Origin of the sequence: Lactiplantibacillus xiangfangensis, assembly GCF_001438845.1 — a bacterium.
In the GTDB taxonomy this organism is placed as follows: domain Bacteria; phylum Bacillota; class Bacilli; order Lactobacillales; family Lactobacillaceae; genus Lactiplantibacillus; species Lactiplantibacillus xiangfangensis.
On record NZ_JQCL01000057.1, the window covers coordinates 182,911 to 209,197 of the forward strand.

Genomic DNA, 26,287 nt, shown 5'->3' on the forward strand with positions numbered 1-26,287 from the left:
CATGCTAATTTTCTAATGATAAGTAGTGCTATCGCAACGCTTGAACTAGTTTTAGAGCTTTCAATCTTTAGCTCAGACAAAAAAGCACCCAATTCGCAAAGGAATTGGGTGCTGAGTTGAATTTTAAATTTTAGTACCAGCCGTTTGATAACCAGTGGCTCTTAGCGTTGTCCCATGAACCGTAACGGGAAGCAACGTAGCTATCAGCAACGCGTTCTTGGTTAGCAGCGGAGTAGTCACCGTTTAAGTATGAAGCACTTAATTGGTACTTACCGATGTATTGACCGTTACGTGCTGAGTATGAACCGCCAGATTCTTTTCCAGCGATCCAAGCTTTAGCGGAACCACCACTATAGTTAGAAGTTGAAGCGGTGTTAGTGCTTTGAGTGGTCGTCTTAGCAACTGGTGCGCTGTAGCTTTGCGTCTGAGTTTGGCTCGATTGAGTGCTTTGAGTCGTTGCTGCAGGTTGGCTAGTTTGAGTTGCTTGAGTGGTCGTGGTTGCGGCAGCGCCGTTACCGTTGACTTCAAGTTGTTGACCAACAAAAATTAAGTTAGCATTCTTTAATTGGTTAGCTTTGGTAATGGCGTCAATCGTGGTGTTATGTTCAGCAGCGATTGCGGAAACCGTATCACCGGATTTAACAGTTACAGTTGCGGCTTGAGCGGTTGCGCCAATGGCAAAGAGACTAGCAGTAGCGGCAGCGGTAGATAATAAAGCATTCTTAATTTTCATACGTTAGGTACACTCCTATTTTTTAGTCTGAATTTGGCTTGGCCCCGTGTTTCTTCCAAGCGCTTTAACTATGAAATAGTATAACTGCTGATTGTGACAGGATAATAGCAGTAACTTTACGAATTCAGGGGTTAACTGTAATAAAAGGGCCTTTTTGTAATCTTTTGTAATATAAATATGGGGTTTAAGTGATTGAAAAAAAGTAAAATTGCGATTAATGGTTTAACAGATTAAAGATTATCGCACGATTGATTAAATAATAATTTGATAAAAAAAGCCCGTCCAACAGCGTTTATACGCTATGGACGGGATAAATGTTAAATTGTAACGGTAAGTTGGTGGCACGTTCAGACAGAAATGTAAACGCTTTTACGAAAACTGAATACTTACTTTTGGTAACAGCACTAATCCGCCTTTAAAATTAATAACCAGTTATTTTTCTGTGCGTTATTTGCTAAATCACTGGGTTGAGCGGTCAAATCAGTATTGATTTTTTGGACAGTTCCGCTAAATGGCGTCGTAAAAGGATGGGCCCCCTGGTCATCAGTAACGGTGGTCAGGACATCACCAGTCGTCAGGTGTTGGCCTTCCGAAGGCAATGTTAGGCCAGTAATACTCGTCAAAGGTGCGGTAGCTGGATCCGTTAACCCCAGGACGAGTCGCTGGTGAGACTTAGTCTGGAGCCAGATGTCACCGTATAGCATTGGCGCGTGTTTTTCGTGATATTCGTCACGGTAGAAGTGAAACATTTGTTTCCAAGCAGATTCATGTTTTGCCATTTTATTCTCCTATTAAACGGTGCATCAGTTGTAAGTGGTGCATTAATGATAGCTTTTTAACGGTGCCGAGTCCAGGAAACTTTGCGGTGTGTTCGTAGGCTAATAGACTTTCGAGGGCCGGTGTTCGGTTTAATCCGGTCAAATGCGCTGGTGCCCACGCGGTCAATTTTGCCAAGGCTTCCGCAAATTTTTGCTTTTGGCCCCCTAGATGCTCGTTACTGTCAGAGACGCAGTGGTGGATTCGTAGCTGGCCGTCCGGCGTCACGTAAATCAGGTGTAACGCGATGGCCCGGGACGGCATGCCCTTGTCGTAGTACGGCTTCCCGACGAGTGAAAAATCACCGAATCCCTGGTAGCCAAATGGTGGGGTGGCCCAGCTGGCCGGTTCAAAGTATTCGTCGGTCAAGAGTCCGTAATCAGCGACGTGGTGCGGTGTCGCCATGGCATCGGTTAGGAGGATTGCCTGGTTACCGGCAATTTGGTGCAGACGGGCCTCGTCGTCAATTACGAGGGTCGTGTGCTGCAACACGTCTGAGTCTTGGTAGGCTTTAAGTAACGGATAGTTAGGGGCAACTAGGAAACTGGACTGGCCGGGACCACACGCTAAGAAGTCCCGACTAAAGTCAGCAGCTAGAATGGCTCCGGGGTGAAAAAATGGCACGGTACTGAGGTCGGGGAGCGGATAAAGCTTATTCGGATTTAGGCCGTACACGCTGACTTGCGGGTTAGCAATCAGGCTAAAGGGTTGCTGGGCTTTGATGAACGCCGCCACGGTCTGTTGTAATTCTTTGGAATCGCGAACCGGTTCGATGATGGGGATGATGTTTGGCCCTAACTGCCCCTGTTCGCACAGCGCCTTTAGCGCCAATAAATCGTACATCCGGCCACGAAAATAGGGCGTATAAATCGTCATAGTTGGTCCCCCAGATCCGGTGCAATCAGTTGTTGATAAGCTAACTTGAGTGCCTGGTATTCAGCGTTACGCGCGTCTAATTCTTCTTGCAGCGCCGTTACGGCATCGTTCGTGGTATCGTCGATAAATCGGTCGTAGAGGTTTGCTTCGGGGTCGTACACGTCGTAGCCTTTACGGGCCCGTTTGCGCAGTTCTTTAAAAAGTTGGTCGTCGGAATAGAGTGCCAACCCTTTTTTGACGCGCTTGGCCTTATCGACTTCCCGAAATAATGAAGCGATGAAGTGCCCGGTTAGCGGCGCTTCTGGGACTTGTAAGTCTTGATGCTGGGCTTTTTTAGCCACAGTTAGGAATCCGGGTGCCCGTAATGGTTGTGGCGCTAGGGCGACGGCCTCCGGGTCAAAAGCGCGGTAAATCAAGACACCAATATGGCTCGGAATTTCGTCTTTGACTTCCTCGTAAAGGGCTTGTGGGAGCACAAAGTAGTTATAGTGCCCGATAAAGGATAACTTAGCTTTCGAATGGAAGTCATTTTTAGTCACCTTTAACTCGTAGCACCGCCACTCAATCTGACCGTCAGGAAGCTGTTGGTAACTGAGCGTATCAACAATGCCCTTCTTATCAGGCATACTAACTTCTTCAACAACGTAGGCGCCCTGTTCCAAACAGTACTGATAGAGGGTACTTTCAAGTTGGCGCGTTAGCTTAGTCTTCATTAATTAGTAGATTCCTCCTTAGTCTGGTGCCAAAAGTTGGCAATGGTGGCGCTGAGTTGCGGTAACGATTGAATCGTTTGGTAGTATTGCCAGTGCGATGGAAATAAATCGACGTACCGTTGGCTTGCAAAGCGCTGATCCAATAATAAAATGATCCCGGTATCGTGACTGCTACGAATCAGTCGGCCAGCCGCCTGCAAGACGTTATTCATGCCGGGAAGCTGGTAAGCGTAGGCAAATCCCTGACCGTTTTGGTGGTCATAGTAGTCCCGAATCAAGTTGGTTTCGGGATTTAATCCGGGTAACCCGACACTGACGACGGCGACGCCAATCAACCGGTCGCCACGTAAATCGATGCCTTCTGAGAAGAGGCCGCCGAGGACACAAAAACCGACGAGGGTACTCGGATTATCCGCTTGAAATTGATCCAAAAAGGCTTGGCGGGCCGCCGCGTTCATGACGGATTCTTGGCTGGTCGTGGCAATGTCAGGATAGGTTTGTTCAAAGGCTGACTTGATTTGACTGAGATAGCCATACGATGGAAAGAACACGAGATAATTGCCAGTTTTCCCAGTAACCAGTGCGTGCAAACTTTGAATAATGCGATCGACGTTACGCTCGCGTTCCCGGTAAGTCGTTTGGACGTACTGCGTTACCAAAATCGCCTGGTGCTTCGGTGGAAACGGGGAAGGCAACTGATAAGCGAGACTGTTCGCTTCGCCCCCCAAGACCCGCTGGTAGTACGCCATCGGAGATAGGGTTGCGGAGAACAGGACCGCACCGGCCCCCAGCTTAAGCGAGCCGTCTAAAAAGTCGCTAGGATCAAGGCAGAGTTCTTTAACGGTTAGGTGGTGGCCGTCTAAAACAAACCGGGTCTGATAGCTTCCATCGTACAAGTCCCCGATTTTAACGAAGGTTAAGCACGCAAAAAAGTAGTCACGGACGGCGTCTAAGAGCGGTGATGGCTTTTGTTGCGTCATCCAGTCAGTGACAAATTCGTTAAACGTCCGTAGCGTTCGCAAAAGGGGTTCCGGTGGGTCCGGGGTCACTTGTTCGGTGACGCCGTCATCTAATAGGGACTGACTGATCCGTGTGAAGCTGCGGCGCACTTTTTTGAGTGCTTGCTGTAAGTCGTCGCTTGGTTGCGTTTTGTCAGGACGGGCTAGCTTTAATAAGGACCCAATTGCTTGGTCGCTGACAGCTGCTGAGTACATGTCCCGGGCCCGGCTGACGAGGTTGTGGGCTTCGTCAACGAGGAAAAAGTTGTCGTCGTCACCCTCACTGAAGAACCGTTGTAAGTAAACGAGCGGGTCGAATAAATAATTATAGTCGCAGATAATCACGTCACAAAATAGTGAGGCGTCCAGTGAAAATTCAAAGGGGTCCACGGTGTGCTTACGAGCGTAGCGTTCAATGACGGGCCGTGTGATCTGATTTTCGTGAGTGAGTAAGTCTTTGAGGGCCGGTTTTAAGCGGTCGTAGTAGCCAATCATAAACGGATTTTCTTCCGGGAGTAAGTCCTGTTCTTCTGGGAAACGGATCTGGTCTTTGGCCGTCAAGGTGATACTTTTAATGACCAGTCCGTCGTGCTTCATGAGGTCGATGGCTTCCTCAGCCACGTGCCGGGTGCTTTGTTTAGCAGTGAGGTAGAAGAGGCGTTCAATTAAATCCTCACCGAGCGCTTTGACGGCTGGAAAGAGTGTCGAAATCGTTTTGCCAGTTCCCGTCGGTGCTTCGACAAAGAGGCGCTTGTTGAGTCGCACGGTCTTGTAAACGGCCGCTGCAAGCTCACGTTGCCCGGGGCGAAACGCGGGAAACGGAAACGGGAGGTCGTTAATTGAGGCGTTGCGCTGCTTGCGAAGGTCCGCCCGTAACGTGAGCCAGTATTCGTATTCGGTAATGAGGTCTTTGAAGAACTGGTCGAGTTCGGCGCGTCGCAGGACCTTTTGTTCTTTGGTCACTTTTTCGGTACTGACTTGAAAATAGGTCAATTGTAAGGTGACTTTATCAAGTTCAGGGTGTTCCTGCAATAATAGGTAGCCATAAACTTTGACCTGTCCCCAGTACAGGGTGCGGGTGTTGTCACTTAGGTCGTCATACGCTTGATCGGACGTTTTGATTTCTTCAATCAGGGCGCCGTCGTCGTTTAACTGGATACCGTCAGCACGGCCAGAAATGACGTAGTCGCTTCCGTTCATCGTCACGGTCTTTTTAAGGTAGACTTCGCTGTCATAGTCTTCACCACGACTACTTTGGAGCCGCCGATGAATCTTAGCCCCGTTTAAGGCGGTATTTTGACTGTTTTTAACTTCGTTTAGGTCGCCTTGACGAAGAACGAATTCAACGAGTTGACGAATGCCAATTTTGGGTGCCATCATGCGGTTCCTTTCTGAATGGATTGACTTTCATTATAAAACATCTGTTCGGTTTTGTCTGCGCTAAGTCGGGTGACTGTATGAATAACCGGTTAGACCGCATAAAAAAGGGCGCCCCAGCTGTTTGGGACCCCCGATAACTGCAACTTAGCTCATTATTTTTGATACCAATTACTGTGGCGCTGACGAATCGTTTTACGGAGACTAAAACCGTAGCTAACGATTAGTGCGGTTAGTAGGGTTGCAACCGCGGCGCCTAACCAGGAGTGGGGACTACTGAAATAGCCCGCGTAACCCGCGCCAACACTAACGAAACCGATGACAGGAATCAATATGTTGATAGGTGCCGGGTGTAAGAAAATGATCCCGACAATCCACAAGCCAGCTGCTGTAACCACGGCGTCGACACTGACGGTTGTCCCGAAATTAGTGATTAATGCCCATAATGCGACGATTGCCCCAACGACTAACAATAAAGCGGCGAAACTGTTACTGAGAGTCCAAGAAAAATGCTTCTTCGTCATCATGATCATCGCCTCGCTTTCTTTACTTTTATTATACCGTAAAATGGGATAATGAAAAAAATGATAAGTCGGGAATATTGTTTACAATGATATGAAAATATAAGCTTTTTGAATAAAGCCTTGAAAGCGCATCCATTATTGGCTAAACTGGCAGTAGGCACACTTGATGATGGATGGAGGAAATATAGCATGGCAAAAATATTAGCAATTAACGCTGGTAGTTCAACTTTAAAATGGAAGTTATTTAGCGTTCCAGAAGAAACGGTGATCGCCTCAGGGATGGTTGACCGTTTAGGATTACCTGATTCAGTTTTCGTGATTAAAAAGGCGGACGGGACGAAGTACAAAGAAACTCGTCCAACAATCGATGCAAAAGAAGCGGCTGCGATGGTCCTGACGCGCTTGAAGAGTGATGGCATTTTGGCCCACTTATCCGAGATTACAGGAATTGGTCACCGGGTCGTTGCGGGTGGCGAACACTTTAGAGATTCAGTGATCATTACCCCCGAAACGTTAAAGGAAATCAAAGATTTGTCTGAGTATGCGCCGTTACATAATCCAACGCAAGCTTATTACATTGAAGTCTTCCAAAGCTTATTACCAAAGGTAGTCCAAGTGGCCGTCTTTGATACGTCGTTGTTTGCAACGATGCCAAAAGTAAATTACTTATATAGTATTCCTTACGAATATTATGAAAAGTTTGGGGCACGGAAGTACGGTGCGCATGGGACTAGTCACCGTTACGTAGCAAACCGAACGGCTGAAATTTTAGGCAAGCCGTTAGACTCACTCAAATTGATCACGTTACACTTAGGATCGGGTGCTTCAATCACCGCCTTTGATCATGGTAAGGCCATTGATACGTCCATGGGCTTCACACCGTTAGCGGGGATCACGATGAGTACCCGTTCTGGGGACATTGATGCGTCCTTGATTCCATTCTTAATGCGGCACCTTGGAATTTCTGACGTTCAAGACTTTATTGATATTTTAAACCACAAGTCAGGATTACTCGGTATTTCTGGGCTATCACCTGACATGCGTGACTTGGATAAGACGAAGGACAGTCGTGAACGTTCCGAACTTGCTTTGGAAATCTTCGCAAACCGAGTCGTGAAGTATATCGGGAGTTACATTGCTGAAATGAACGGCATCGACGCTTTGATCTTTACGGCCGGTGTTGGTGAAAACTCCTTTGCAATGCGTGCACGGATTTTGAAGCAATTGAGCTACTTTGGTGTGACGGTCGATGATGAAAAGAACCACGTCCACGGGAAAGAACAAGTTATTAGTAAGGATGGCGAACCAGTTAAAGTGATGGTCGTGCCAACTAATGAAGAGTTAATGATCGTGCGTGACGTTGAACGTTTGACTGCCAAAAGTCCAGTAACTGATTAAATTAAAAATGAAGGATCGTGGTTGTTATGACCACGGTCCTTTTGTTTTGAGTTGAAATAGGTCGTAGCACACGGATGTTGTCCGACATCACTAAAATTGGTTTGCTTATTAAAAATGGGACGGTGGACTAGTTGACTACTGGGTAGTGATGGCTATTGTTCAAAGTGATCAACCTAGTAACGGTTAACTTTAAGTCCCAGTCTTAAAATTAGCTTTTTAATGATACTCATAAAAAATTAAACGGCTTTTTAGCTGAATTTTGCGGGCTTTCAGTGTACGATGTACTTAACCATATAATGGCATTTGAGCTGTCAAAAATGACCAGATCCACAATCAATTGAGCGCGCTGTGGGGGTCGTTTAGCTGAATGATGAAAGGGGTAAACAAAACATGTCAACAACTTTAGTGCTTGGCGGGGGCTATGCTGGAATGAGGGCCGTCAAGTTTTTAACGAAAGGGTTACCTAGTGGGGATCAATTGATTTTAGTTGATCAAGTCCCGACACATACGGAGAAAACTAATCTCCATGAAGTCGCGGCCGGAACGATTGATCCAGAGCGGATCACGTATAACATTCCGTCCGTCATTGCAAAGCGGGTCACGTTTGTGCAAGCGACGGTTAACAATGTCGACGTCGCTAACAAAGCTATCAGTTTCGAAGACCATGATGACATCAGCTATGATTACTTAGTCCTTGCATTAGGGTTCCAGTCCGAAACTTTCGGGGTACCGGGTGCGAATGAAAATGCGTTGGCAATGGATGATCTCCAAACGGCGCAAGCAGTCTATCAACACATTGAAGAACGGGTCAAGGCCTATCAAACTAGCAAGGATCACAATGATTTGAAGATTGCGGTCTGTGGTGCGGGCTTTACTGGGATTGAATTGTTAGGTGAACTGACACAGTCATTACCTAAGTTACAGAAGAAGTATCAGGTTCCCGCAATCAAATTAGTTTGCTTGGAACGAATGCCATCGATTTTACCGATGTTCAATCAGGACTTGCGGGACTATGCGTTGGCCTTCATGGAAAAGAACAACGTTGAAATGCGATTAGGTTCCGCTATTACGGCGATTAAGCCTGGCGCCGTTGCTTATACGGATACGGACAAAGTTGAACATGAATTTGCTGCTAATACGATTATTTGGACAGTTGGGGTCAGTGGGTCGCACGTCATTGCGGATTCTGGCTTCCAGCAGCGTCGTAACCGGGTCATGGTTCAACCAGACTTGTCACTAGAGGACCGGCCAGAAGTCTTTATCGTGGGCGACGTGGCGGCGGTAATGCCACCCGACGGCGAACGGCCATACCCAACGACGGCTCAAATTGCGCTAGCTTGTGGTGAACAAGCCGCCAAGAACATTGTTGCTTTGCGAAATGGCAAGGCCACGACACCGTTTAATTATCAATCTAGCGGAACGGTCGCATCGCTCAGTGACCGCGACGGAATTGGTGAAATTTTCAGCAGTAACCGCCCCGTTAAAGGGTATCCGGCTTCAGCGCTGAAAAAGGTTATCACTGACCGTTCGCTGCTTGAAAGTGCCCATTTAGGTACGGTCTTTAGTAAGGGACGTTTCGACTTATATCATTAAATGTAGATAAAAAAACCAACGCAGTCACCAATCGGTTAACGATTGGTGACTGCGTTGGTTTTTATTCTATATCGGTGTATTAGAAGTCAAGTAGGTAGGAATACTTCACGTATTGTTTGCCATGGGGGACTAAGAAACTAAAGCGGGGGGTGGCATTTCTGGAAGCATAGTTGTCGCGGGGAGTTCGAAACGACATGACGATTACTCGCCAGCCTTTCTTGGGCATGTCACTCATGGACAGTGCCTTTCCTGTAGTTGTAGTTGGTCCTTTGGTCATACTATAGTAGCCGTAAGGAATGTTAAACCACATGTTTTCATCAAAGTTGGGATTATTGGTTTTAAAGCCGTAGTTGCTAGGACCAACTTGATTGATGCTCATCGTCACGTCCATGAGGGCTTCGTCACTCGTTAGCTTGGTTTTGGCTCCTAAAATCTTGAAACGGACATCTGGGGCCTTAACAGTTTGATTACGTTTAACAATAATTTCTTTAACGTTTTGGGGTAGGTATCCGCGGTTAACCACCCGATAACGCCAGCCTGCCAAAATACTCAACAGGAAGATTAGGCCGAGCGTTAGGGCCCGTTTGGTTTCAGATTTCATGAGCTTGCCCCGCCTTTACTTGGAAACGGCGACTAGCAACTTGTTCCACGAAGTCGCGATCGTGTGAAGCAATGACAAAGGTACAGCCCCGTTGCTGTAATTGATGTAAGTAAGTAACTAATTTGTCGATACTTTCAGCGTCTAAGGCGTTGGTCGGTTCGTCCAAAATGATAAGGGGACTTTGACCAAGGACCGCCTGTGCAATGCCTAATTTTTGACGCATTCCAAGTGAAAATTTACGGACCTTCTTATTATCGTTTATGGGCAGCTCAAATTGTGTTAATAAATTGTCAATCTGTTGATCTGTGACTTCAGGCAACAACCGTGCTAATAATTCCAGGTTCTTTTTGGCAGTAAAGTTGTCGATGATACTCGGATTTTCGATAAGAATGCCGGCACGAATTGGAAACTTTCCGCCGACAGTTAGTTTCTGATCATTGATTAAAACATCACCGGTGGTACGAATCAGGCCAAGAATGGCTTTTAAAATCAATGTTTTACCAGAGCCGTTAATGCCTTCTAAAGTGACAATGTCACCCGCATTAACGGTTAGCGATACGTTAGTCAGTAGGGCCTGATTTTTAACGGATTTGCTTACATTTACTAATTTAATTAAACTCATCATTATTCCCCCGTATTAATGATTTTCAAGGTAGCGATAACTGATTAGATAACCCCCGATTAATAGAACTAAACAGCCCAGTAACCACAAAACACTGGCTGGTTGAAGGGCTGGTAATCTGGAATAGATTGCTAGCCCAAGTGGGTTTTGTGGGTTAGGCCAATAGATGGTCAAGACTAATAAAACGACGGGGATGATTAAGCCAATGGCCGGACTGACTATGTTACAGAGCTGTTGTACCATGAGAAGTAGCAGTAACTCTAGAAATAGGATTGCGGCCCAAAGTGCCCACGCGCTAGCGCCCTTGATGGGTCCCACGCTGAATGCGACTTTGGACCACCAACTTTGCGTTAACCACAGCGTAACAATCGTCAGTCCGTCGATAGCAAGTGCAGTCAGGCCCAGTAGTTGTAGATTGAGTCGGCCAAAGCTTAATTTTGAAAATTGGAAGCCCCGGAGTTGCACCGCGTGTGCTTGCCATAACTGCTGAAAACTATTGTTGACGATGATTAGTGGAAAGCAGAAGTAACCTAACCAGAAGACCGGAAAAGTGATTTCACCATGAGCCAGTTCGACGGCTGTCGGTGCGGCAAAAAATTGCGCAATTGCGTGTGGATAGTTGCTGTCAGTCACTTGGTAGCCAACGGTTAGCATCAGGCTGATCAGGACAGGCATAATGAGTCTAAAGCGCACCTTGATCAGTTGCCAATAGTGGTACCCTTGGACTTGTCTTAAAGTGCGCATCTTAGAATTCCCTCCATTGAACGAGGTGGTAGGTCACTAATCTAATCAATAGGATTAGGCCAATCAGGTTTATTAATTGAAGTAGCCGGGTAGTAACGTCGGTTGGCTGAGCAAATGCGTATAGTAAGACGTTCTTTGTACGGACGGCTTGTTCAAAGAGTAAGACGTTGCTGAATAGAGCGATTAGCACCGCGATTAGTTTGCGGTGAATTAAGAAGTAGAATAGTAGGGTGCCCGCGCTGAAAGTCACCTGAACGAACAGAATAAAAATTGCTGCCAAGCCTAAGTCAATCAAAATAGTCGGTTTAGTCGCAATTAGTTGTGCTTTGCCGAATAGAATACAGCCAGTTGTCAGGACCCAAATAAGCCAGATACCAATGATGATCATTAGATTTTGAACCACGGTCTGCCAATATAAAGTTGAACGGTGTTGGCTAAAGAAGCTATCGTTTAAGTGATATTCCGTCACGATGGAAGTTGCAATAATTGAGAGTGGTAGGTAGCGTTCGTACACTAAGTATGAATTCGCAGTGTTTTGGTATAGGAAGTTTAAATCACTACTGTCCGATATGATTCCAGAAAGGTCACTTAGTCCGCATAGTAGTGTAAAAATCCCAATAATTAGAAGCAATTTCCAGCGGGCGCGTAATCGGTAAAACTCTTGGGCACTAATATTATGCAGTAACACGATAACGCCGCCCCCCCAGTACTAACAGGCTAGTGACGACAAGCATGATTATAGTAATGCTTGTCGTGAGTAAAGCACTTGTATCCAATTGATTGGTTTCGGTTAAGAAATAGTAGGGTGCAAAGCCAATCCCGTTATTACTAATGCCTTGCAGCTGTAGTAAACCAAGCTGTAATAGAAAGCCCATTGTCATTGCGACAAACCGGTTAGGTAGTAGCAGCGACCAGCCGAGGGTAAACCAGGCAAAGAGGGCGCCCCAGAAGCCAGCAAATAGAATGGCGAACGTAGCGTGAATTAAGGGGCGTTGGTAATATAGATTAACTAACAAAGTATTTTGATTAATAACCATAATGTTGCTGTTGAGTAAGTGATCGGGATGAATATTAGGTAAAATCATGAAATAAGTGAATAGGTTGATGATGAGTGGGAAGGCCACAATTAAGAAGCCCAGAATGCCAGCCCACCAAAAGTAGCTGAGAAAGACTTTACGCTCACCGAGCTTGACTTGGAGTTGGTTGAAAAAACCGTTGTCTAGGTCTTTACGAATTAAACTGGCCGTCGGTAACGCTGCTAATAAAGGAATGATCAAGTAGAAGGCGGTAGCGGAAAAGTGAAAACTATCGATTCCCATCCACTTGGTATAAGGTGAATCAAAAAAAGTGTTCTGAGTGAGTAAGCGGTGATTAAGTGATTGAACCACTTGAATGAGTGGTAGTACGAGTGCGATTCCCCCGAAAAGCCATAATTGTAACTTGTTGAATCGATGCCAAAGTAATTGCATGTTGTCCCCTCCAAAGATCAATATGTAACACAACGACGAGTTCGTGCTTACTTATTTAGAATCTGGACTCCAAACGCCAGATGCAGATCCGTTAGCTTTACGAATACTATCGATTCGAACGGCTACGCCATTACCATGTGTTTCAACGGCGTTATTCCATAATTTTGTCGTCGAACCCACGTATGACTTGTATTCGTGTCCCCCTGAGACATCTCGACCATCGTAGAGTGCTGCATGAATATTGATATATCTTACAGCCTTAGATGCCTTCTTCGTATAATTATAATAAGCCGAACGATTAGTCTTTTTGCGTGCTGGTGTGTGGTCTCGCGTACTTTTAACCCTATACTGATTCGACCATCCAGTATCCCCTGTATTTGATGCTGAGGCTGATACGACGCCCATACCACTTCCCATGAGTAAAATTGATAAAGCGCCGATAGCTAATGACTTATGTTTCATTATTATGTCCCCCCGGTATTTTAATGAATAACTCGTCGCTGCTGATGCGAGTATAGCAGATTTTGATAATAATTTTCATTAATGATAAGAAAGATTTATTAACATATAAATATATTTATACCAATTATTCAGTTAATTAGTCTCACAAATGTAGAATGTTAAAGCGTTTACATTCGAACTTGAAATCTAATAAATGATTTTATTTTTTTATCATTTAATTATCAATTAAAATAGATATATCTAAATAAAGGGTTATTTGTCATAAAAAAGGAACGACTAAGCAGAATTAATCGTTCCGTTTTTGATTATAGACAATTATGACATGACATGTTTTATACCATGTTTCTATGACTGGGACTCTCTTTTTAACCGTTCCGTTGGGATTTTAACGTTTTGGACTTGGCGTGCGGCCACTAAAATTGCGAGCAGTAGTAATGCGCCGTAAAAGACTGATACGACAATTGAAACGTTCCGGCTAAAGTCCAGGTTGGCGTTACTATTCGGATGTTGCGTCAACTGAACGACCACTGACAGGTCGGTAGCGGCGTGCATTAGGATCGGTAGTCCCAAGTTGCGCGTTCTGATATAAACGCCCGCAAATAAGGTGCCGAGCGCCATGGCAAATAGAATCTGAGGTAATACATACGTTAATGATAAGTGGGTGCTATTCATCAAGTGCAAGCCCCCGAAAAGAAAGCTAGAAATTAAGACGACGGCGAGATTCTTACCCGGTAATGAGCGGGCTAGTAACGGAATCATGACGCCGCGAAAGACGTATTCTTCGGTTAAGCCGACTAAAATGATATAGCCTAAGTACATTAAAATTAAAGGTGTGAAGGGGACGGTGAATAACCTAGTTAGGTTGGCTGAAACGAGTAAACCGACCACTAATAATGCCGGTACGGCCTGTTCTAGTTGTCCCCAACCGTTGTGATGATTCCAAAATAATACCGGGACGTGTGCTAAGTAATGATTGAAAATCCAAACGCCGAATAGGACGATGGCATCTTGAACGATTCCAGAATACTGCTTCGGAATCAAGCCGAAGCTGAATAAGACGGCCGTGGCAAAAAAGAGGGCGATGACCCATATGAAGCATAGTAGGGCTAATCCCCAGCCCCGTTTAAAGTTTTTCATAATTGGTTACACCTCATTAAGTTTGTCTTGTCACTATTTTAGCATGGAACTGAAAGTTGAAAACTAAAGATAGTGTTTTGACATTGGTATAACAACGTTGATTCTCCCAGAAATAGTTCAGATGATTGCTTCTAACCACCCATGGGTTCACCTACCGTAGCGATTCGTTCCCAAAAATTGTAAACGTGTGAGGTTTCTTCCATACCAACCAATCTAAGCTAGAAAGTCACTTAGTTCGTTGCAGATCGTTCCGTTAGAATTTCGGCGGGCCAGACCTGTCGATCAGCCACAAAGAGTGTGATTATTAGGATGATACCGCACAGTGAGATAGCCACGATTGAAATGTAGAAACTGAAATACAGGTTGGCGTTGCTAGGGTGTTGTATCAGTTGAACCACGAGGGATAGATCCGTCGCGGCGTGCATTAGAATCGGTAAACCTAAATTGCGGGTTCGAATATAAACCCCTGCAAATAGGACCCCCAACGCCGTGGCAAAGAGAATTTGTGGTAGCACATAAGACAGTGACAAGTACGTGCTGTTGATCAGGTGCAAGCCGCCAAAGAGAAAACTGGAAATGACGACAACGGCAAAATTACTATTTGGTAATGATCGTGCTAGTAACGGAATCATGACGCCGCGGAAGACATATTCTTCCGTTAGGCCAATTAAGAAGACGTAGTCTAAATACATTAACACTAGTGGTGTAAAGGGCAAACTGAGAACTTTTGGTAGGTTGGCCACAACCAAGTGACCGACAAGGAGTAGAGCCGGCACGGCCTGTTCCAACTGACCCCAACCGTAATGCCGGTTCCAAAAGGAGACCGGGACATGGGCGATGTAGTGGTTAAAGAGCCAAACACCGAGTAAGACAACGGCTTCTTGAACGATGCCGGCATAATGCTTAGGTATCCAGCCCAAAGCGAACAAAAGGGATGAGGCAAAGAAAAGGATGATGACCCAGATGTAGCATAGTAGGGCTAATCCCCAGCCCCGTTTAAAATTTGTCATAATAAGTACTGCTATGCAAAATATAGAGAAATGTAGAAAATCATGGCTGATTTCTACATTTAGAAAGATTACATATTTCCTTTCTTGATTTTACTTGCTGCCGTTATGACGCCGGTATTCCGATATTCCACTAAGGAGTAATCGCATGGACCAACTATGACAGTTTAAGGACTTAGCCAGCCCCGTTAAGTTATTATTTTTTAGATTAAATCCAGTAGATTGGCAACGGCATTTTCATCACGATCGAGTACTGCGCCGCAATTGTAACAAACATATTCACTATGCTTAGTCCGATGTGTTGTATTACCTTGTAACGTTATTTTATCGTTTCCAGATTTGATATGACCGCACTTTGAACAGCGCTGTGTTGAAGGATATTGGCAATCTGCAAGTATTAGCTCTTTACCGTACCACTCACACTTATAGCTTAATGTTTGCCGAAAGTAGCCAAACATTGAGCGTTGCAAACCTTTAGAAGCAACGTGACTCATCTGCATAGCTTTGACGGATAGGTCTTCAATCACGATTTTGTCGTAATCATTGACGAGGTCCGTCGTGAATTTTTGCATGATGTCATGTTGGATATTGGCAACTTTGCGATAGTCACGCTGCAATTTGTTTCTCATTGCAACGTAGCGACTGCCCTTAGTTGCTTTGTTCCCATTCACGACTCGCTTATGAGCTAGCTGTTTCTGGTAAAACTTGATTCGCTGATACAGCTTACGTAATCGTTTCGGCAAGGTATTAATGACGCCAGCCGTGTAATCTAAATGACCAACGTTCACGTCAACAGCTGAACTATCACCAGTTTGTGGCTTGTCATCAAGATTAACTTCAAAGGGAAAACTAGCCCAGTATTTACCATTTTCACGGTAAATACTGACCACCTTCAGTACACCTGACAAATCAACGTGTCGGCTAATCCTGATGTCATACCAATTTTTAACGCCATGTGGTTTATCCAAGTGAAGCTTACCAGCGACAATTTTTGCTCGATCGGTTTTAAAGCCCTGCCGAGCAGACTTTTTCGACTTGAATACCGGTTTACCCCAATAAGGTTGTGTCTTATCAAAGAAGTTCTGCCAAGCGTTTCCTAAATCAGCAATCGCCAATTGTAAGGTACGCGCTGATAATTCATATTGCCAATCAGCTTTATTCGCAACTAATTCATTCCGAACGGAGTAAAAACTGGGACGGGGACTGCTGGAATCAATCGTATATAAGTCATACATGTCATTCCAAGTAGCCAATCCTTCATTCCAGCAATACCTGCGATAATCACAAAGCCTATCGAGTGCTTTTGCCATGTGACGATTAGGATAAAGCATTACTTTTTGTGTTCGAATCATCAGCATCTTCACCACCCAAATTAGTGTTGTCTTTTCACTTCTCATTATAATTTAGGCCGTTATTGATGTCAGTGATTTGATCATCGAGAATGATTTCTTTAACAAAACTGACTTAGTTGGGCAAGACGCATCGCGCATTTTCACTTTTACAGTGATTGAACTGTGATGGCATATCGCTAGATTTAATCATCACCAAGCTCGCCACCTCCGTATTTACTCTCTGTGGGAAGCTTGGATTTCTTTTCTACATAGTTCTACACTTTTCTATATTTTAGTTAATGATTAACTTCCTCCTCGTTAAGCTAGTCTAGTCAATTATTTTAGTGTGAAACTTTAAAATAACAGTCGTATACTTCTAGTTACGCAAAAAGTCCCGGAATTATTTTCCGGGACTAAAGAAGCAAATTAATTTAATGGTGCATCTTAAATTCAAGGTACCGGTCATTGTATAAGCCAACTTTGGCTGGCGAGAGGTCCTTGTAAATTTGTAAGTGCCGAATCGTTTGGTTGTCAGGATAAAACTGACGATCGTTACGAATAGACTTTGGTAACAGCGCCTTAGCTTTCTTGTTTGGTGTGGCGTAACCGATGTACTTGGCGTTTTGGGCCGCATTTTTCGGTTCACTCATGAAATTCAAGAAAGCGTAAATCGCTTTGAAATGTTTCGCCGTTTTTGGAATGACGAGGTTGTCAAACCAGAGATTACTACCTTCAGACGGGACAACGTAGTGTAGGTGGGAGTTGCTATCCAGCATTTCACTAGCCTCACCGGACCAATCGACAGCGACGGCGGCTTCGTTTTGAATCATGTACATCTTGATTTCGTCAGCGACGACCGCTTTTACGTTGGGAGATAACCGGTTGAGCTTGTTACGCGCGGCTAATAAGGTGGCGGGGTCGGTCGTGTTCATCGACTGGTTCATGGATGCGAGCGCAAAGCCCATGACGTCACGGGCGCTGTCGATCAGCATCACCTTATTTTTATACTGCTTTTCCCAAAGGTCGTTCCAGTGCTTGATGCTGCCGGGCTTAATGTACTTGTCGTTGTAGATAATCCCTAAAGTTCCCCAGAAGTAGGGCACGGAGTAGCGATTGTCCCGGTCAAAATCAAGGTTCATGAAGCGTGGATCGTAGTTATGCATACCAGTCAGCTTACTTTTATCTAACGGTAACAGTAAGTTGGCCTTTTTCATCTTTTCAATCATGTAGTCGCTCGGCACGGTCAAGTCGTAACTAGTCCCACCCTGTTTGATTTTTGTAAACATGGCTTCGTTACTGTCGAACGTTTCGACGTTGACGTGGTAGCCAGTCTGCTTTTGGAACTTGGTGAGCAGGTTCGGGTCAATGTAATCGCCCCACGTATACAAGTTCAAGACCTTTTTCCCGGTACTGCCAGAAGTGGTCTGGAGTTGATGGGCACCGAACGCGAGTAACCCACAGACGGCCAATAGGGCGAGTACGACGCTTAGTAATTTTTTCATTTCCGCCGCCCCCTCGTTGCTGTCCGTCGATGTTTACGACTGTATTGATTAATGAAGTAGTAGCCAACGACGAGAATCAGGGCCATTAAGAACATGAGGCCGGATAGCGCGTTGATCTCCAAGTTGATGCCTTGACGGGCCCGTGAGTAGATTTCAACGGATAGGGTGGTAAAACCGTTCCCCGTAACGAAGAAGGTGACTGCGAAGTCGTCTAACGAGTAGGTCAGGGCCATGAAGAAGCCAGAAAAGATGCCGGGCATGATGTACGGCACGATGACCTGGCTTAAGAGTTGCCAGTTGTTGGCGCCAAGGTCGGCCGCCGCGTCGAGCAAACTACTGCTCATTTCTTGAATTTTAGGCAACACCATCAAAACGACGATGGGAATCGAAAATGCGATATGACTCAAGAGAACTGAGCCGAAGCCTAATGGAATCTTTAACGCCGTGAAGAAGATAAGAAAGCTCGCCCCAATGATAACGTCGGGGGAAACCATCAAAATATTATTCAGCGACAACAGGGTGTTTTTTGTAATGGCCTTAGTCGTATTGTTGATGCCAAGCGCCCCCAACGTCCCAATCACCGTGGCTAAGATGGACGATAGCAGGGCGACGAGTAAGGTGTCGAGAAAAATGGCGATCAGACGGCTATCTGCGAACAGGTCTTGGTAGTGTGACCAAGTGAAGCCGTGAAAGTTATTCATCGTGTCGCCCTTACTGAAGGAGTATACGATTAGAAAAATAATTGGGGCGTACAATACGATGAAAACGAGCCATAAATACAGGTTACGCCACTTAAAGTTACGTAAGCTCATTTGGTCATCCCCTTTCGCGTGCGCCGTTTGCCACCGCTAGTCAGCATCATAATGATGACCATGGCGATGATCAAGACGACCCCAATCGTGGAACCCATGCCCCAGTTCATCGTCGTCAAGAAATGTTCTTCAATCGCAGTCCCTAAGGTAATCACCTTGTTACCACCAATCAGGCGGGTCAACATGAAGAGGGAGAGCGACGGGATGAAGACGGCTTGAATGCCGGCTTTGACCCCGGGCAAGGTGAGTGGAAAAATCACCCGACTGAAAGTTTGCCAGTTGGTTGCGCCCAAGTCACGACTGGCGTTGACGTAGGACGGATTCAGTTCGCTGATCGAGTTGTAGATGGGTAAGACCATGAACGGAATCTGGATGTAGGCCGCGACAAAAATAAAGCTAAAGTTAGTAAAGAGCAATTGTTGTGGGCCAATACCAATGAAGCTGAGAAATTGATTGGCGATCCCGGACTGACTGAAGATGCCAATGAAGGCGTAGGCTTTAAGCAACAAGTTAATCCAAGTCGGCATGATAATGAGGAGTAGCCACAGTTGGGGATACTTCGTCTCATTAAGGACGTACGCCGTTGGATAACTAATGAGTAACGTCGCCAGAGTAATCAAAAAGGCGTACCAGACGGAATTAAGCGTCATCATCAGGTAAGTGTTTGATGAAAAGTAGGTCTGATAGTTCGCGAAGGTAAATTGGCCGTCAATGTTAAAAAATGATTGATAAATCAGTAATAGGACCGGCGCAATGACGAATAGTAAAATCCACAGCATGTACGGGATGAAGTAAGCCGTGTTGCGGCTCAAGCGTTGTTTTCGTTGCATTAGCTTCGCCCCCTAATCGTCTTCGTATTGTTCGAGTCGGGCATCAAAAGCAGCTTCGCTTTCGTTTAACCGCATGACGTGGATGTCTTGCGGATCGAAAGTCAGGCCAATGGGTTCCCCTTCGTCGGCCGGGTTCGTTGAATGAACGAGCCACTCGTTGTGGTCGCTGTCGTAGGCGACGATTTCAAAGTAGTTGCCTCGGAACAATTGCGAATCTACGGTCACCACGAGTTTACCTTGATTGGCGGCGACAATGTCCAAGTCTTCTGGGCGAAGGACCACTTCGACGGCTTCGTTAGGACGCATCCCACCGTCGGCACATTCGAAGGCCTTGCCAACGAATTCGACTTCAAAGTCTTTTAACATTTTGCCGGGGATGATGTTACTTTCCCCGATAAAGTTAGCGACAAAGTGGTTGATGGGTTCGTCGTAAATGTCGACTGGACTGCCACCTTGTAAAATGGCGCCGTCGTTCATGACAAAAATCTCATCACTCATCGCGAGGGCTTCTTCTTGGTCATGGGTGACGAAGAGGAAGGTAATCCCTAACCGCTGTTGTAAATCGCGCAATTCGTACTGCATGTCCTTGCGTAATTTAGCGTCCAACGCTGAGAGGGGTTCGTCAAGGAGCAAGACTTTTGGCCGCATGACGAGTGCGCGGGCAATGGCGACCCGTTGTTGTTGCCCACCGGAAATTTCACTGATTTCGCGATCACCAAAGTCCGCTAGTTGAACCATGGCTAAGGCGTCTTGAACCCGTTGGTCAATTTCGTCCTTGGAAACTTTATGCAGTTTAAGGCCAAACGCCACGTTTTCGGCGACGTTCATGTGTGGGAAAAGGGCGTAATCTTGGAACACCGTGTTCACTTGCCGTTGGTTGGCAGGCAGGCCGTTGATGACCTTACCGTCGAATTCAACTTCACCGGAAGTGACTGCGGTGAACCCTGCAATCGTCCGCAAAATGGTTGTTTTCCCACAACCGGATGGGCCTAGTAAGGTATAAAATTTACCGGCCTCGAGTTCTAAGTTGATATCTTTAAGAATTTGATGATCTCCATAACTTTTACAAACGTGATTTAGCCGCACGATCGGCTGTGTATTAACCGCCAATGGAAAGGACCCCCTAATAAATTATAAGTAGGACGCGGTCGTAACTAAGGTAAATGTGCAGGGCGACGGTCCCACGTTACGAATTTGATGCGTCTTGGTTGCGTGAAAGTAAAGCGTATCACCCGCAGTTGCCACGTGTTCCTGACTACCGAGGCGTAAGTGTAAGGTGCCGGTTTGGACCATGATGAAGGTCTCCGCCGGCGATGGCTCAAAGGATTTGAAGCAACCGTTGGGCGCTAAAGTGACCGTGACGGGTTCGAGTTCGTTCTCATTTGAAGCCGGGACGAGCCACTTTAACTGGTAACCGAGTGCTTCATCGTCGTAAATTCGGTGTTCGCTTGGGTGGTAGACGATTTTATGATTGGGCGGTTCGGGCGCAAAAAAGGCGGCCGGAGTCATCCCAAGTACTTCAATGATGGCAAAAAAAGTTTCCATTGAGGGTGAGGATTGGTTATGTTCTAGTTGCGATATGTAACCCTTACTTAAATCAGTCCGTTCCCCCAGTTCTTCTTGTGTCAGTTGTTTTTGCATCCGTAAATTACGGATACGCTGACCGATGTCCATGACATTCACCTCGAATCGTAGTTTTGTTTAAGTAAACAATAAGTTTAGTACAGCTTTTAATTATAGCGAAAAAGATTGGTGAGACAAGTTAAAAATGCGTGTGATTGATATGTTATTCTAATCGAACATATAAGCTGGTTCGTTAGCTTTCGCTAATTGCAAAAAAGAGTCTGGGTGATTATCCCAGACTCGTCATGGTTATTAGATTAGTCGGCGCGATAAACAACTTCGAAGACTTCACTGACCATTGGTGTGTCGGAAGATAAGTTGTGTCCGTGCGCTTCAAGGGTCGGGGTAAATTCATCCGTTTTACGTTGGCGCCAGTCGCCGATGGTCCGGTCGCCTTCATCTTCGTGCCAGGCGTGTTCCGCGGAGATCCGGTAGAACGGGATCAGTTCGGAAACGACCGTTTTAATCACGGCAACTGGTTTCATATCGCCGTTGAATAACACGTTGTAGTCACCAGGCTGGGGGATGGCAACTTGTTCATTGGTATAGGTGTCCAATGGGGTCGTCGTTGCGGTTTTAGTCCCAGCTAAGATGGCATCCGTTGCGGCTTGAACCTCGGCTGGCTTGTTCTGATTGCCGAACCAGCGGGTCTGATAAGAGGCCCCGTTGGTATCGGTCGTTTCAGTATATGCTTTCCATAATTCTTCTGCTGATTTTGCTGGCATAAGCTTCACCTAATTTCAATAAGAATAGTGGATTCATGGTCATGTAACCGAATTCACAACCTAAGTATAGCATGTCGTTTCTCAAAACGACACGGCAGTGACTGCTTTTCATTTAGAAAACGGGTGTTAATCATTACGGCGACTTAACGATTGAAATTTTGCTATAATAAAACTATGAATTGGGGGTAACGATATGCAAATTACACCAGTCAAAGTGACTGATTTACCACAAATCATGACCATTGAACGGGCGGGCTTTTCCGACGCTGAAGCGGGGAGTCAAGCGACCTATCAGGAGCGGATTCAAAAGTTGGAATCGACCTTTTTGGTTGCGCGTGATGATGATGTGGTCCTAGGCTTCATTGTGGGACCCGCGACAACGGAACGCTACATTGAAGACGAAATGTTTGCGACGACCCCGACGAACTTAGCACATGGTGGCCACCAACTCGTCTTTACTTTGGCCGTCGCACCGGCAGCTCGTCATCAGCATGTCGGTAGTCAACTATTGGCAGCGCTAGAAGCTGACGCCCGCGCAAAGGGCCGGACCAGTTTATCGTTAACGTGTCTAAAACGACTCGTGCCATTTTACGAGCAGAACGGATTTACGAATCAGGGTGTCGCGGCGTCTAGCCACGCTGATGAAACTTGGTACAATTTAGAGAAAGTCTGGGACAAATAATGAAATTATCAACGCTACAAGCAGAACTACCTAACTTTAAAATCCGGTTATTAACACTGGAAGATCAAGAAGAATTACTCGCATTAGAACAGAGTAATCCGGAATACCACCGCTACTTTTCACCAGAACCGTTGACCACGGAAGAAGTGCAGCACGACTTAACGGCAACGCCACACACGGTTGTACCGGAACAAAAGCAGGTGTTTGGTTTTTATTTGGCCAACCGGTTAGTGGCCGTCTTGGACGTATTAAACCAGTACCCGCAAGAACAATTTTTATTCATTGGACTACTAATGGTTAATCAAGCTTACCAACGAAAGACGGTCGGCAAAGTGATTATGACCGGTTTAATGCAAGCGGCCATGAAGAGTGGGGTTGTTTGCCTACAACTGACCCGGGTCGCAACCGATACCGGGGTGGAAACCTTCTGGAAAAAGCTTGGCTTTGAGAATGGCGACCAACTCTTTTTGCCACTTAAACATGGCGGTCGGCTACCGGTAACGACAATGTCCCGTCTATTAAAATAAAAGGTGCAATTCTCATCGGATTTTGACGTGTCCAGCCACCTAAACTGATGCGATTCGTGTTAAACTCATGATGATCATATTATAGAAATGAGGGTAAATACGATGCTTAAACGATGGGGAAAGGCCGATACTGGCATGCTGATTGCGGCGGTTATTTTACTGGCGGTGCTCTTCTACTTCTTCGAGTTGACTGCTAGCTTAACAACCAGTGTGATTGCCTTTCCGATTAGTTTAGTTGTCCTGATGGGAATCATGGAATACGCCGCTTACGAATTGCGGAAAAAATAGGAGCTCAAAAACAGGATCTCAGAAATTCTTATGTGATTTCTGAGATCCTGTTTTTATGTCTGTACTTGCTTCCGGCGGCTCGTAATGAGTGCCGCTATGGGACCGGTGAAAGCCTGAGGAACGGTCTTTCACCTCGCTTTAATGCTTTGCCTAACCCGCAAATCATTAAAGACGTCCGTGGTGTAAACGGGAAAATTCATCCCGTCAACACCACCTTCACGGCGGCATTCATTACGAGCCGCCTGCAGCCGTACTAACGGAAAGTGTAATTGCAGTAGATATTGGATAAATAGCACATAGGTTTCGGTCAATATGTAAGCCCTTGCAATAACTGTGAGATGGTTTATACTTATTTTTGAACCGGTTCAAAAATAAGTGTGATACCGAATTAATATGATGAACTAAATGAATATAATTCATGAAGGGAAGCTGATTACCAGTGAAAATGACATTACCAAATGGATTCTTGTGGGGAAATTCGACCTCTAGCATGCAAACGGAAGGTGCGACCCATGAAGGTGGTAAGGGGGCCTCGGTCTACGATTTGCGTAAACCGAATGCAGACAATGCGGGCTGGGATGTAACGATTGACGAATATCACCGATATGCTGAAGACTACGATTTGATGCAGGCTATGAATATGAACTGTTACCGACTTCAAATTTCGTGGAGTCGGGTTTGTCCCGATGGTGATGGTGACTTTAATGAAGCTGGGATTGCCTTTTATCACCAATTGATTAATGCGTTACTAGCCCGTAACATTACACCGATGATCTGCCTGTATCATTTTGATATGCCGTTGGCGCTGGCACAAAAATACAACGGCTTTTTGAGTCGCCACGTGGTCGACGCTTTTGTACGCTTTGGTAAAAGAATGGTGGATGAGTTCGGTAAGCAGGTTCCGTATTGGATTACTTTTAATGAACAAAATCTTTATTCTTCTAGTTATGCCCGAGTTTATGCGGGCTGCTTAAAAGATGGTAAGCAGGATGCAGAAATTTATACGATTGCCAATCACGTGATGGTTGCTCATGCGCAAGTTGCAAATTACTTACACGCCACCACTACGGCTAAAATTGGTGGTATGTTGGCGTACGAAGAATGCTACGCTGCAACGGCTAACCCTAGAGATAATCAGTTTGCACGTCAAGTTAATGAGTTTTTGAACCGCAACTTATTAGACGTGTTTGTACATGGTCATTATTCAAACCAAGTTTTGACATATACGAAAAACCACCACATTGATTTTGACTTCACAGTAGCTGATCAGAAAGACTTTGATGAGTTAAAGAGTGATTTTATCGCATTTTCTTACTATCGAAGTAGTCTGATTGATGCTAGTCGAGTTCCCATTAATACTATTCCTAACCGGTACTTAGATTATGGCGAAGTGCACAACGCGTATACGCCGTATAATGAATGGAATTGGAACGTTGATGCGCTCGGATTCCGTGATGTATTAACGCGTGTTTACAATGAATATGGCGTACCAATGTTTCCAATTGAAAATGGGATTGGGGTACGCGAGAACTACGATGGTCACGAGATTCAAGATGATTACCGAATCGACTATCACCGTCAGCACATTCAGGCAATGAAGGCGGCCGTTGCCGAAGATGGGGTAAAAGTGATTGGTTATTTGGGCTGGGGGTTGATTGATATTCCAAGTTCTAGTGGTAATGTCGATAAGCGTTATGGCGCAGTTTATGTCAATCAAACGAATACGGATAGCAAGGATCTTAAAAGGATTCCTAAAAAGTCGTTTTACTGGTTCAAACATGTCATTGCAAGCAATGGTTCAGATTTGTCGTCAGATTAAATGATAAAGGTAACAAAAGCGTCCCAGCACATGCTGAGACGCTTTTGTTATTACGATTTAGTGATGATTTTAGGCTTGTTAATGGCGTTTTGGTCATCGCCTAAGCCAACGATGAGGTTATCAAAAATGAAGGTTGAGCCAACGTCTTTAGCTTGATGGTTAATGCGGTCTAACAATCGTTCGGCACACATGCCACCAATCTCTTTGGCTGGTTGTTGAATCACGAGCCGATTAGAAATTAAATTGCTCATTTCATCTAAATAATCAAAGTGGCTAAAGGACAAATCTTGATCAATCCGAACGCCAGCGCGATTACAGTATTCTAAGGCGCCGAGTGACATGTTGAAGTTGCAGACGAATAATGCGTCAATATGCCTATTAATAAGTTGCTGGGCACCTTCAAAACCACTTGGCCGTGAATAATCTCCGTAAAAGGTACTAACTTTTACATCGGGATGGTCACGGACAGCTTCATGAACGCCGGCAAGTCGTTCGCGGGCAGTGTAATCCGATTGAGGCGCGGTGATGATGCCGATGTGATGATGCCCTTGAGCAATCAGATGGCTAATCAAGCGGCGCACACTACCACGGTCGTCAACTAATACCGTGTCAACGTTAGGCAGGTCGCTAGGATTGTTAAGAGAAATCACTGGAACTTTGACATTGGCTAGTTTGGCCATACCAGGCCAACTTTTGTCTGCTTCAAAGATGATTAGACCATCAACGGCATGACTGATAAGATAGTCGATTTTATTAACAGCGCGTTCAGGTGAACCTTCAAATCCGCTTAGCAAGATGCTATAACCAGCGTTTTCCATGACCTCTTCAATACTGGAGACAATATCCATACTTAGCCGACTAGATATGTTGTTCATTAATAAGCCCACTGAAAAACTTTTGTTATTTTTCAGACCCTTGGCAATGATGTTTTCTTGATAACCAAGGTCATCAATTGCTTTTTTAATTTTTTCCATATTGGTCGCTTTAAGCTGTTGCCCGTTTAGATAGCGTGAAATACTACCAACAGAAACGCCCGCCGCCTTAGCGACTTCACGAATGGATGCCATGAGTGTCCCTC

At 45.4% G+C, this 26,287-nt stretch carries 28 protein-coding genes; 6 read left to right on the forward strand and 22 right to left on the reverse strand.

Annotation, left to right across the window (positions count from 1 at the left end; genetic code table 11):
* Window positions 1-130: 130 nt before the first annotated feature.
* From apf to IV64_RS06440, 6 genes are all read right to left on the reverse strand, one after another.
* Entirely contained in the window at window positions 131-733 is a 603-nt protein-coding gene (gene apf / locus IV64_RS06415) for an aggregation-promoting factor (protein ID WP_057706340.1), read from the reverse strand.
* A gap of 404 nt (window positions 734-1,137) precedes the next feature.
* Window positions 1,138-1,512, reverse strand: a complete 375-nt coding sequence (locus tag IV64_RS06420; RefSeq protein ID WP_057706343.1) for a glycine cleavage system H family protein — start codon at window positions 1,510-1,512, stop codon at window positions 1,138-1,140.
* Window position 1,513: 1 nt separating this feature from the next.
* Entirely contained in the window at window positions 1,514-2,425 is a 912-nt protein-coding gene (locus IV64_RS06425) for a sce7725 family protein (protein ID WP_057706345.1), read from the reverse strand.
* The gene (locus IV64_RS06430) at window positions 2,422-3,138 is read right to left on the reverse strand and encodes a hypothetical protein (RefSeq protein ID WP_057706347.1); all 717 of its coding nucleotides are present in this window, start codon (window positions 3,136-3,138) and stop codon (window positions 2,422-2,424) included. Before IV64_RS06430 ends, IV64_RS06425 begins: the two co-directional genes overlap by 4 nt.
* On the reverse strand, window positions 3,138-5,513 hold the full coding sequence (locus IV64_RS06435; RefSeq protein WP_057706598.1) for an ATP-dependent DNA helicase: 2,376 nt from the start codon (window positions 5,511-5,513) through the stop codon (window positions 3,138-3,140). Before IV64_RS06435 ends, IV64_RS06430 begins: the two co-directional genes overlap by 1 nt.
* Window positions 5,514-5,668: 155 nt before the next feature.
* The gene (locus IV64_RS06440; protein ID WP_237757317.1) at window positions 5,669-6,040 is read right to left on the reverse strand and encodes a hypothetical protein; all 372 of its coding nucleotides are present in this window, start codon (window positions 6,038-6,040) and stop codon (window positions 5,669-5,671) included.
* Between the two features lie 186 nt (window positions 6,041-6,226).
* Here IV64_RS06440 and IV64_RS06445 point away from each other — a divergent pair, with 186 nt between their 5' ends.
* Window positions 6,227-7,435, forward strand: coding sequence for an acetate/propionate family kinase (locus tag IV64_RS06445; RefSeq protein WP_057706349.1), 1,209 nt, complete (start codon window positions 6,227-6,229; stop codon window positions 7,433-7,435).
* Window positions 7,436-7,825: 390 nt separating this feature from the next.
* Window positions 7,826-9,028, forward strand: a complete 1,203-nt coding sequence (locus IV64_RS06450; RefSeq protein ID WP_057706350.1) for an NAD(P)/FAD-dependent oxidoreductase — start codon at window positions 7,826-7,828, stop codon at window positions 9,026-9,028.
* A gap of 79 nt (window positions 9,029-9,107) precedes the next feature.
* Here the strand turns inward: IV64_RS06450 and IV64_RS06455 are convergent, their stop codons facing one another.
* The 15 genes from IV64_RS06455 to IV64_RS06525 all read right to left on the reverse strand — a co-directional run bounded on the left by IV64_RS06455 (window position 9,108) and on the right by IV64_RS06525 (window position 21,893).
* Window positions 9,108-9,629 carry a hypothetical protein gene (locus IV64_RS06455; protein ID WP_057706353.1) on the reverse strand — a complete coding sequence of 174 codons (522 nt, stop codon included), beginning with the start codon at window positions 9,627-9,629 and terminating at the stop codon, window positions 9,108-9,110.
* On the reverse strand, window positions 9,619-10,251 hold the full coding sequence (locus IV64_RS06460; RefSeq protein WP_057706355.1) for an ATP-binding cassette domain-containing protein: 633 nt from the start codon (window positions 10,249-10,251) through the stop codon (window positions 9,619-9,621). Before IV64_RS06460 ends, IV64_RS06455 begins: the two co-directional genes overlap by 11 nt.
* Window positions 10,252-10,266: 15 nt before the next feature.
* Window positions 10,267-10,995: a hypothetical protein gene (locus IV64_RS06465; protein WP_057706357.1), complete on the reverse strand. Its 729-nt coding sequence runs from the start codon at window positions 10,993-10,995 to the stop codon at window positions 10,267-10,269.
* Window position 10,996: 1 nt separating this feature from the next.
* The gene (locus IV64_RS06470) at window positions 10,997-11,683 is read right to left on the reverse strand and encodes a hypothetical protein (RefSeq protein ID WP_057706359.1); all 687 of its coding nucleotides are present in this window, start codon (window positions 11,681-11,683) and stop codon (window positions 10,997-10,999) included.
* Window positions 11,670-12,464, reverse strand: coding sequence for a hypothetical protein (locus tag IV64_RS06475; protein WP_057706362.1), 795 nt, complete (start codon window positions 12,462-12,464; stop codon window positions 11,670-11,672). Before IV64_RS06475 ends, IV64_RS06470 begins: the two co-directional genes overlap by 14 nt.
* A 51-nt stretch (window positions 12,465-12,515) precedes the next feature.
* Window positions 12,516-12,926, reverse strand: a complete 411-nt coding sequence (locus IV64_RS06480) for a hypothetical protein (protein WP_057706364.1) — start codon at window positions 12,924-12,926, stop codon at window positions 12,516-12,518.
* Window positions 12,927-13,271: 345 nt separating this feature from the next.
* Window positions 13,272-14,063, reverse strand: coding sequence for a CPBP family intramembrane glutamic endopeptidase (locus tag IV64_RS06485; RefSeq protein ID WP_057706366.1), 792 nt, complete (start codon window positions 14,061-14,063; stop codon window positions 13,272-13,274).
* A 230-nt stretch (window positions 14,064-14,293) separates the two neighbouring features.
* A complete protein-coding gene (locus IV64_RS06490) occupies window positions 14,294-15,073 on the reverse strand; it encodes a CPBP family intramembrane glutamic endopeptidase (protein ID WP_057706367.1) in 780 nt (259 codons plus the stop codon).
* 200 nt (window positions 15,074-15,273) lie between these two features.
* The gene (locus IV64_RS06495; protein ID WP_083491597.1) at window positions 15,274-16,422 is read right to left on the reverse strand and encodes an RNA-guided endonuclease InsQ/TnpB family protein; all 1,149 of its coding nucleotides are present in this window, start codon (window positions 16,420-16,422) and stop codon (window positions 15,274-15,276) included.
* Between the two features lie 410 nt (window positions 16,423-16,832).
* The gene (locus tag IV64_RS06500) at window positions 16,833-17,903 is read right to left on the reverse strand and encodes an ABC transporter substrate-binding protein (protein ID WP_057706372.1); all 1,071 of its coding nucleotides are present in this window, start codon (window positions 17,901-17,903) and stop codon (window positions 16,833-16,835) included.
* Entirely contained in the window at window positions 17,900-18,715 is an 816-nt protein-coding gene (locus IV64_RS06505; RefSeq protein ID WP_057706374.1) for an ABC transporter permease, read from the reverse strand. The genes IV64_RS06500 and IV64_RS06505 overlap by 4 nt, the downstream gene beginning before the upstream one ends.
* Window positions 18,712-19,545: an ABC transporter permease gene (locus tag IV64_RS06510; RefSeq protein ID WP_057706376.1), complete on the reverse strand. Its 834-nt coding sequence runs from the start codon at window positions 19,543-19,545 to the stop codon at window positions 18,712-18,714. Before IV64_RS06510 ends, IV64_RS06505 begins: the two co-directional genes overlap by 4 nt.
* 12 nt (window positions 19,546-19,557) lie before the next feature.
* Window positions 19,558-20,655, reverse strand: a complete 1,098-nt coding sequence (locus IV64_RS06515) for an ABC transporter ATP-binding protein (RefSeq protein ID WP_057706378.1) — start codon at window positions 20,653-20,655, stop codon at window positions 19,558-19,560.
* A gap of 21 nt (window positions 20,656-20,676) precedes the next feature.
* On the reverse strand, window positions 20,677-21,219 hold the full coding sequence (locus IV64_RS06520; protein WP_057706380.1) for a helix-turn-helix domain-containing protein: 543 nt from the start codon (window positions 21,217-21,219) through the stop codon (window positions 20,677-20,679).
* A gap of 206 nt (window positions 21,220-21,425) precedes the next feature.
* Window positions 21,426-21,893, reverse strand: coding sequence for an ASCH domain-containing protein (locus IV64_RS06525; protein ID WP_057706382.1), 468 nt, complete (start codon window positions 21,891-21,893; stop codon window positions 21,426-21,428).
* Between the two features lie 193 nt (window positions 21,894-22,086).
* On the opposite strand from IV64_RS06525, the gene IV64_RS06530 reads away from it, so the two are divergent.
* The 4 genes from IV64_RS06530 (at window position 22,087) to IV64_RS06545 (ending at window position 25,209) form a co-directional block, all read left to right on the forward strand.
* Window positions 22,087-22,575, forward strand: a complete 489-nt coding sequence (locus IV64_RS06530) for a GNAT family N-acetyltransferase (protein WP_057706383.1) — start codon at window positions 22,087-22,089, stop codon at window positions 22,573-22,575.
* Window positions 22,575-23,102 (forward strand): GNAT family N-acetyltransferase, encoded by a 528-nt coding sequence (locus tag IV64_RS06535; protein ID WP_057706385.1) that lies wholly within the window; start codon window positions 22,575-22,577, stop codon window positions 23,100-23,102. The genes IV64_RS06530 and IV64_RS06535 overlap by 1 nt, the downstream gene beginning before the upstream one ends.
* Before the next feature lie 102 nt (window positions 23,103-23,204).
* Entirely contained in the window at window positions 23,205-23,390 is a 186-nt protein-coding gene (locus IV64_RS06540) for a hypothetical protein (RefSeq protein WP_057706387.1), read from the forward strand.
* A 445-nt stretch (window positions 23,391-23,835) separates the two neighbouring features.
* On the forward strand, window positions 23,836-25,209 hold the full coding sequence (locus IV64_RS06545; protein WP_057706600.1) for a glycoside hydrolase family 1 protein: 1,374 nt from the start codon (window positions 23,836-23,838) through the stop codon (window positions 25,207-25,209).
* A 50-nt stretch (window positions 25,210-25,259) separates the two neighbouring features.
* Here the strand turns inward: IV64_RS06545 and IV64_RS06550 are convergent, their stop codons facing one another.
* The gene (locus IV64_RS06550; protein ID WP_057706390.1) at window positions 25,260-26,276 is read right to left on the reverse strand and encodes a LacI family DNA-binding transcriptional regulator; all 1,017 of its coding nucleotides are present in this window, start codon (window positions 26,274-26,276) and stop codon (window positions 25,260-25,262) included.
* Window positions 26,277-26,287: the final 11 nt, after the last annotated feature.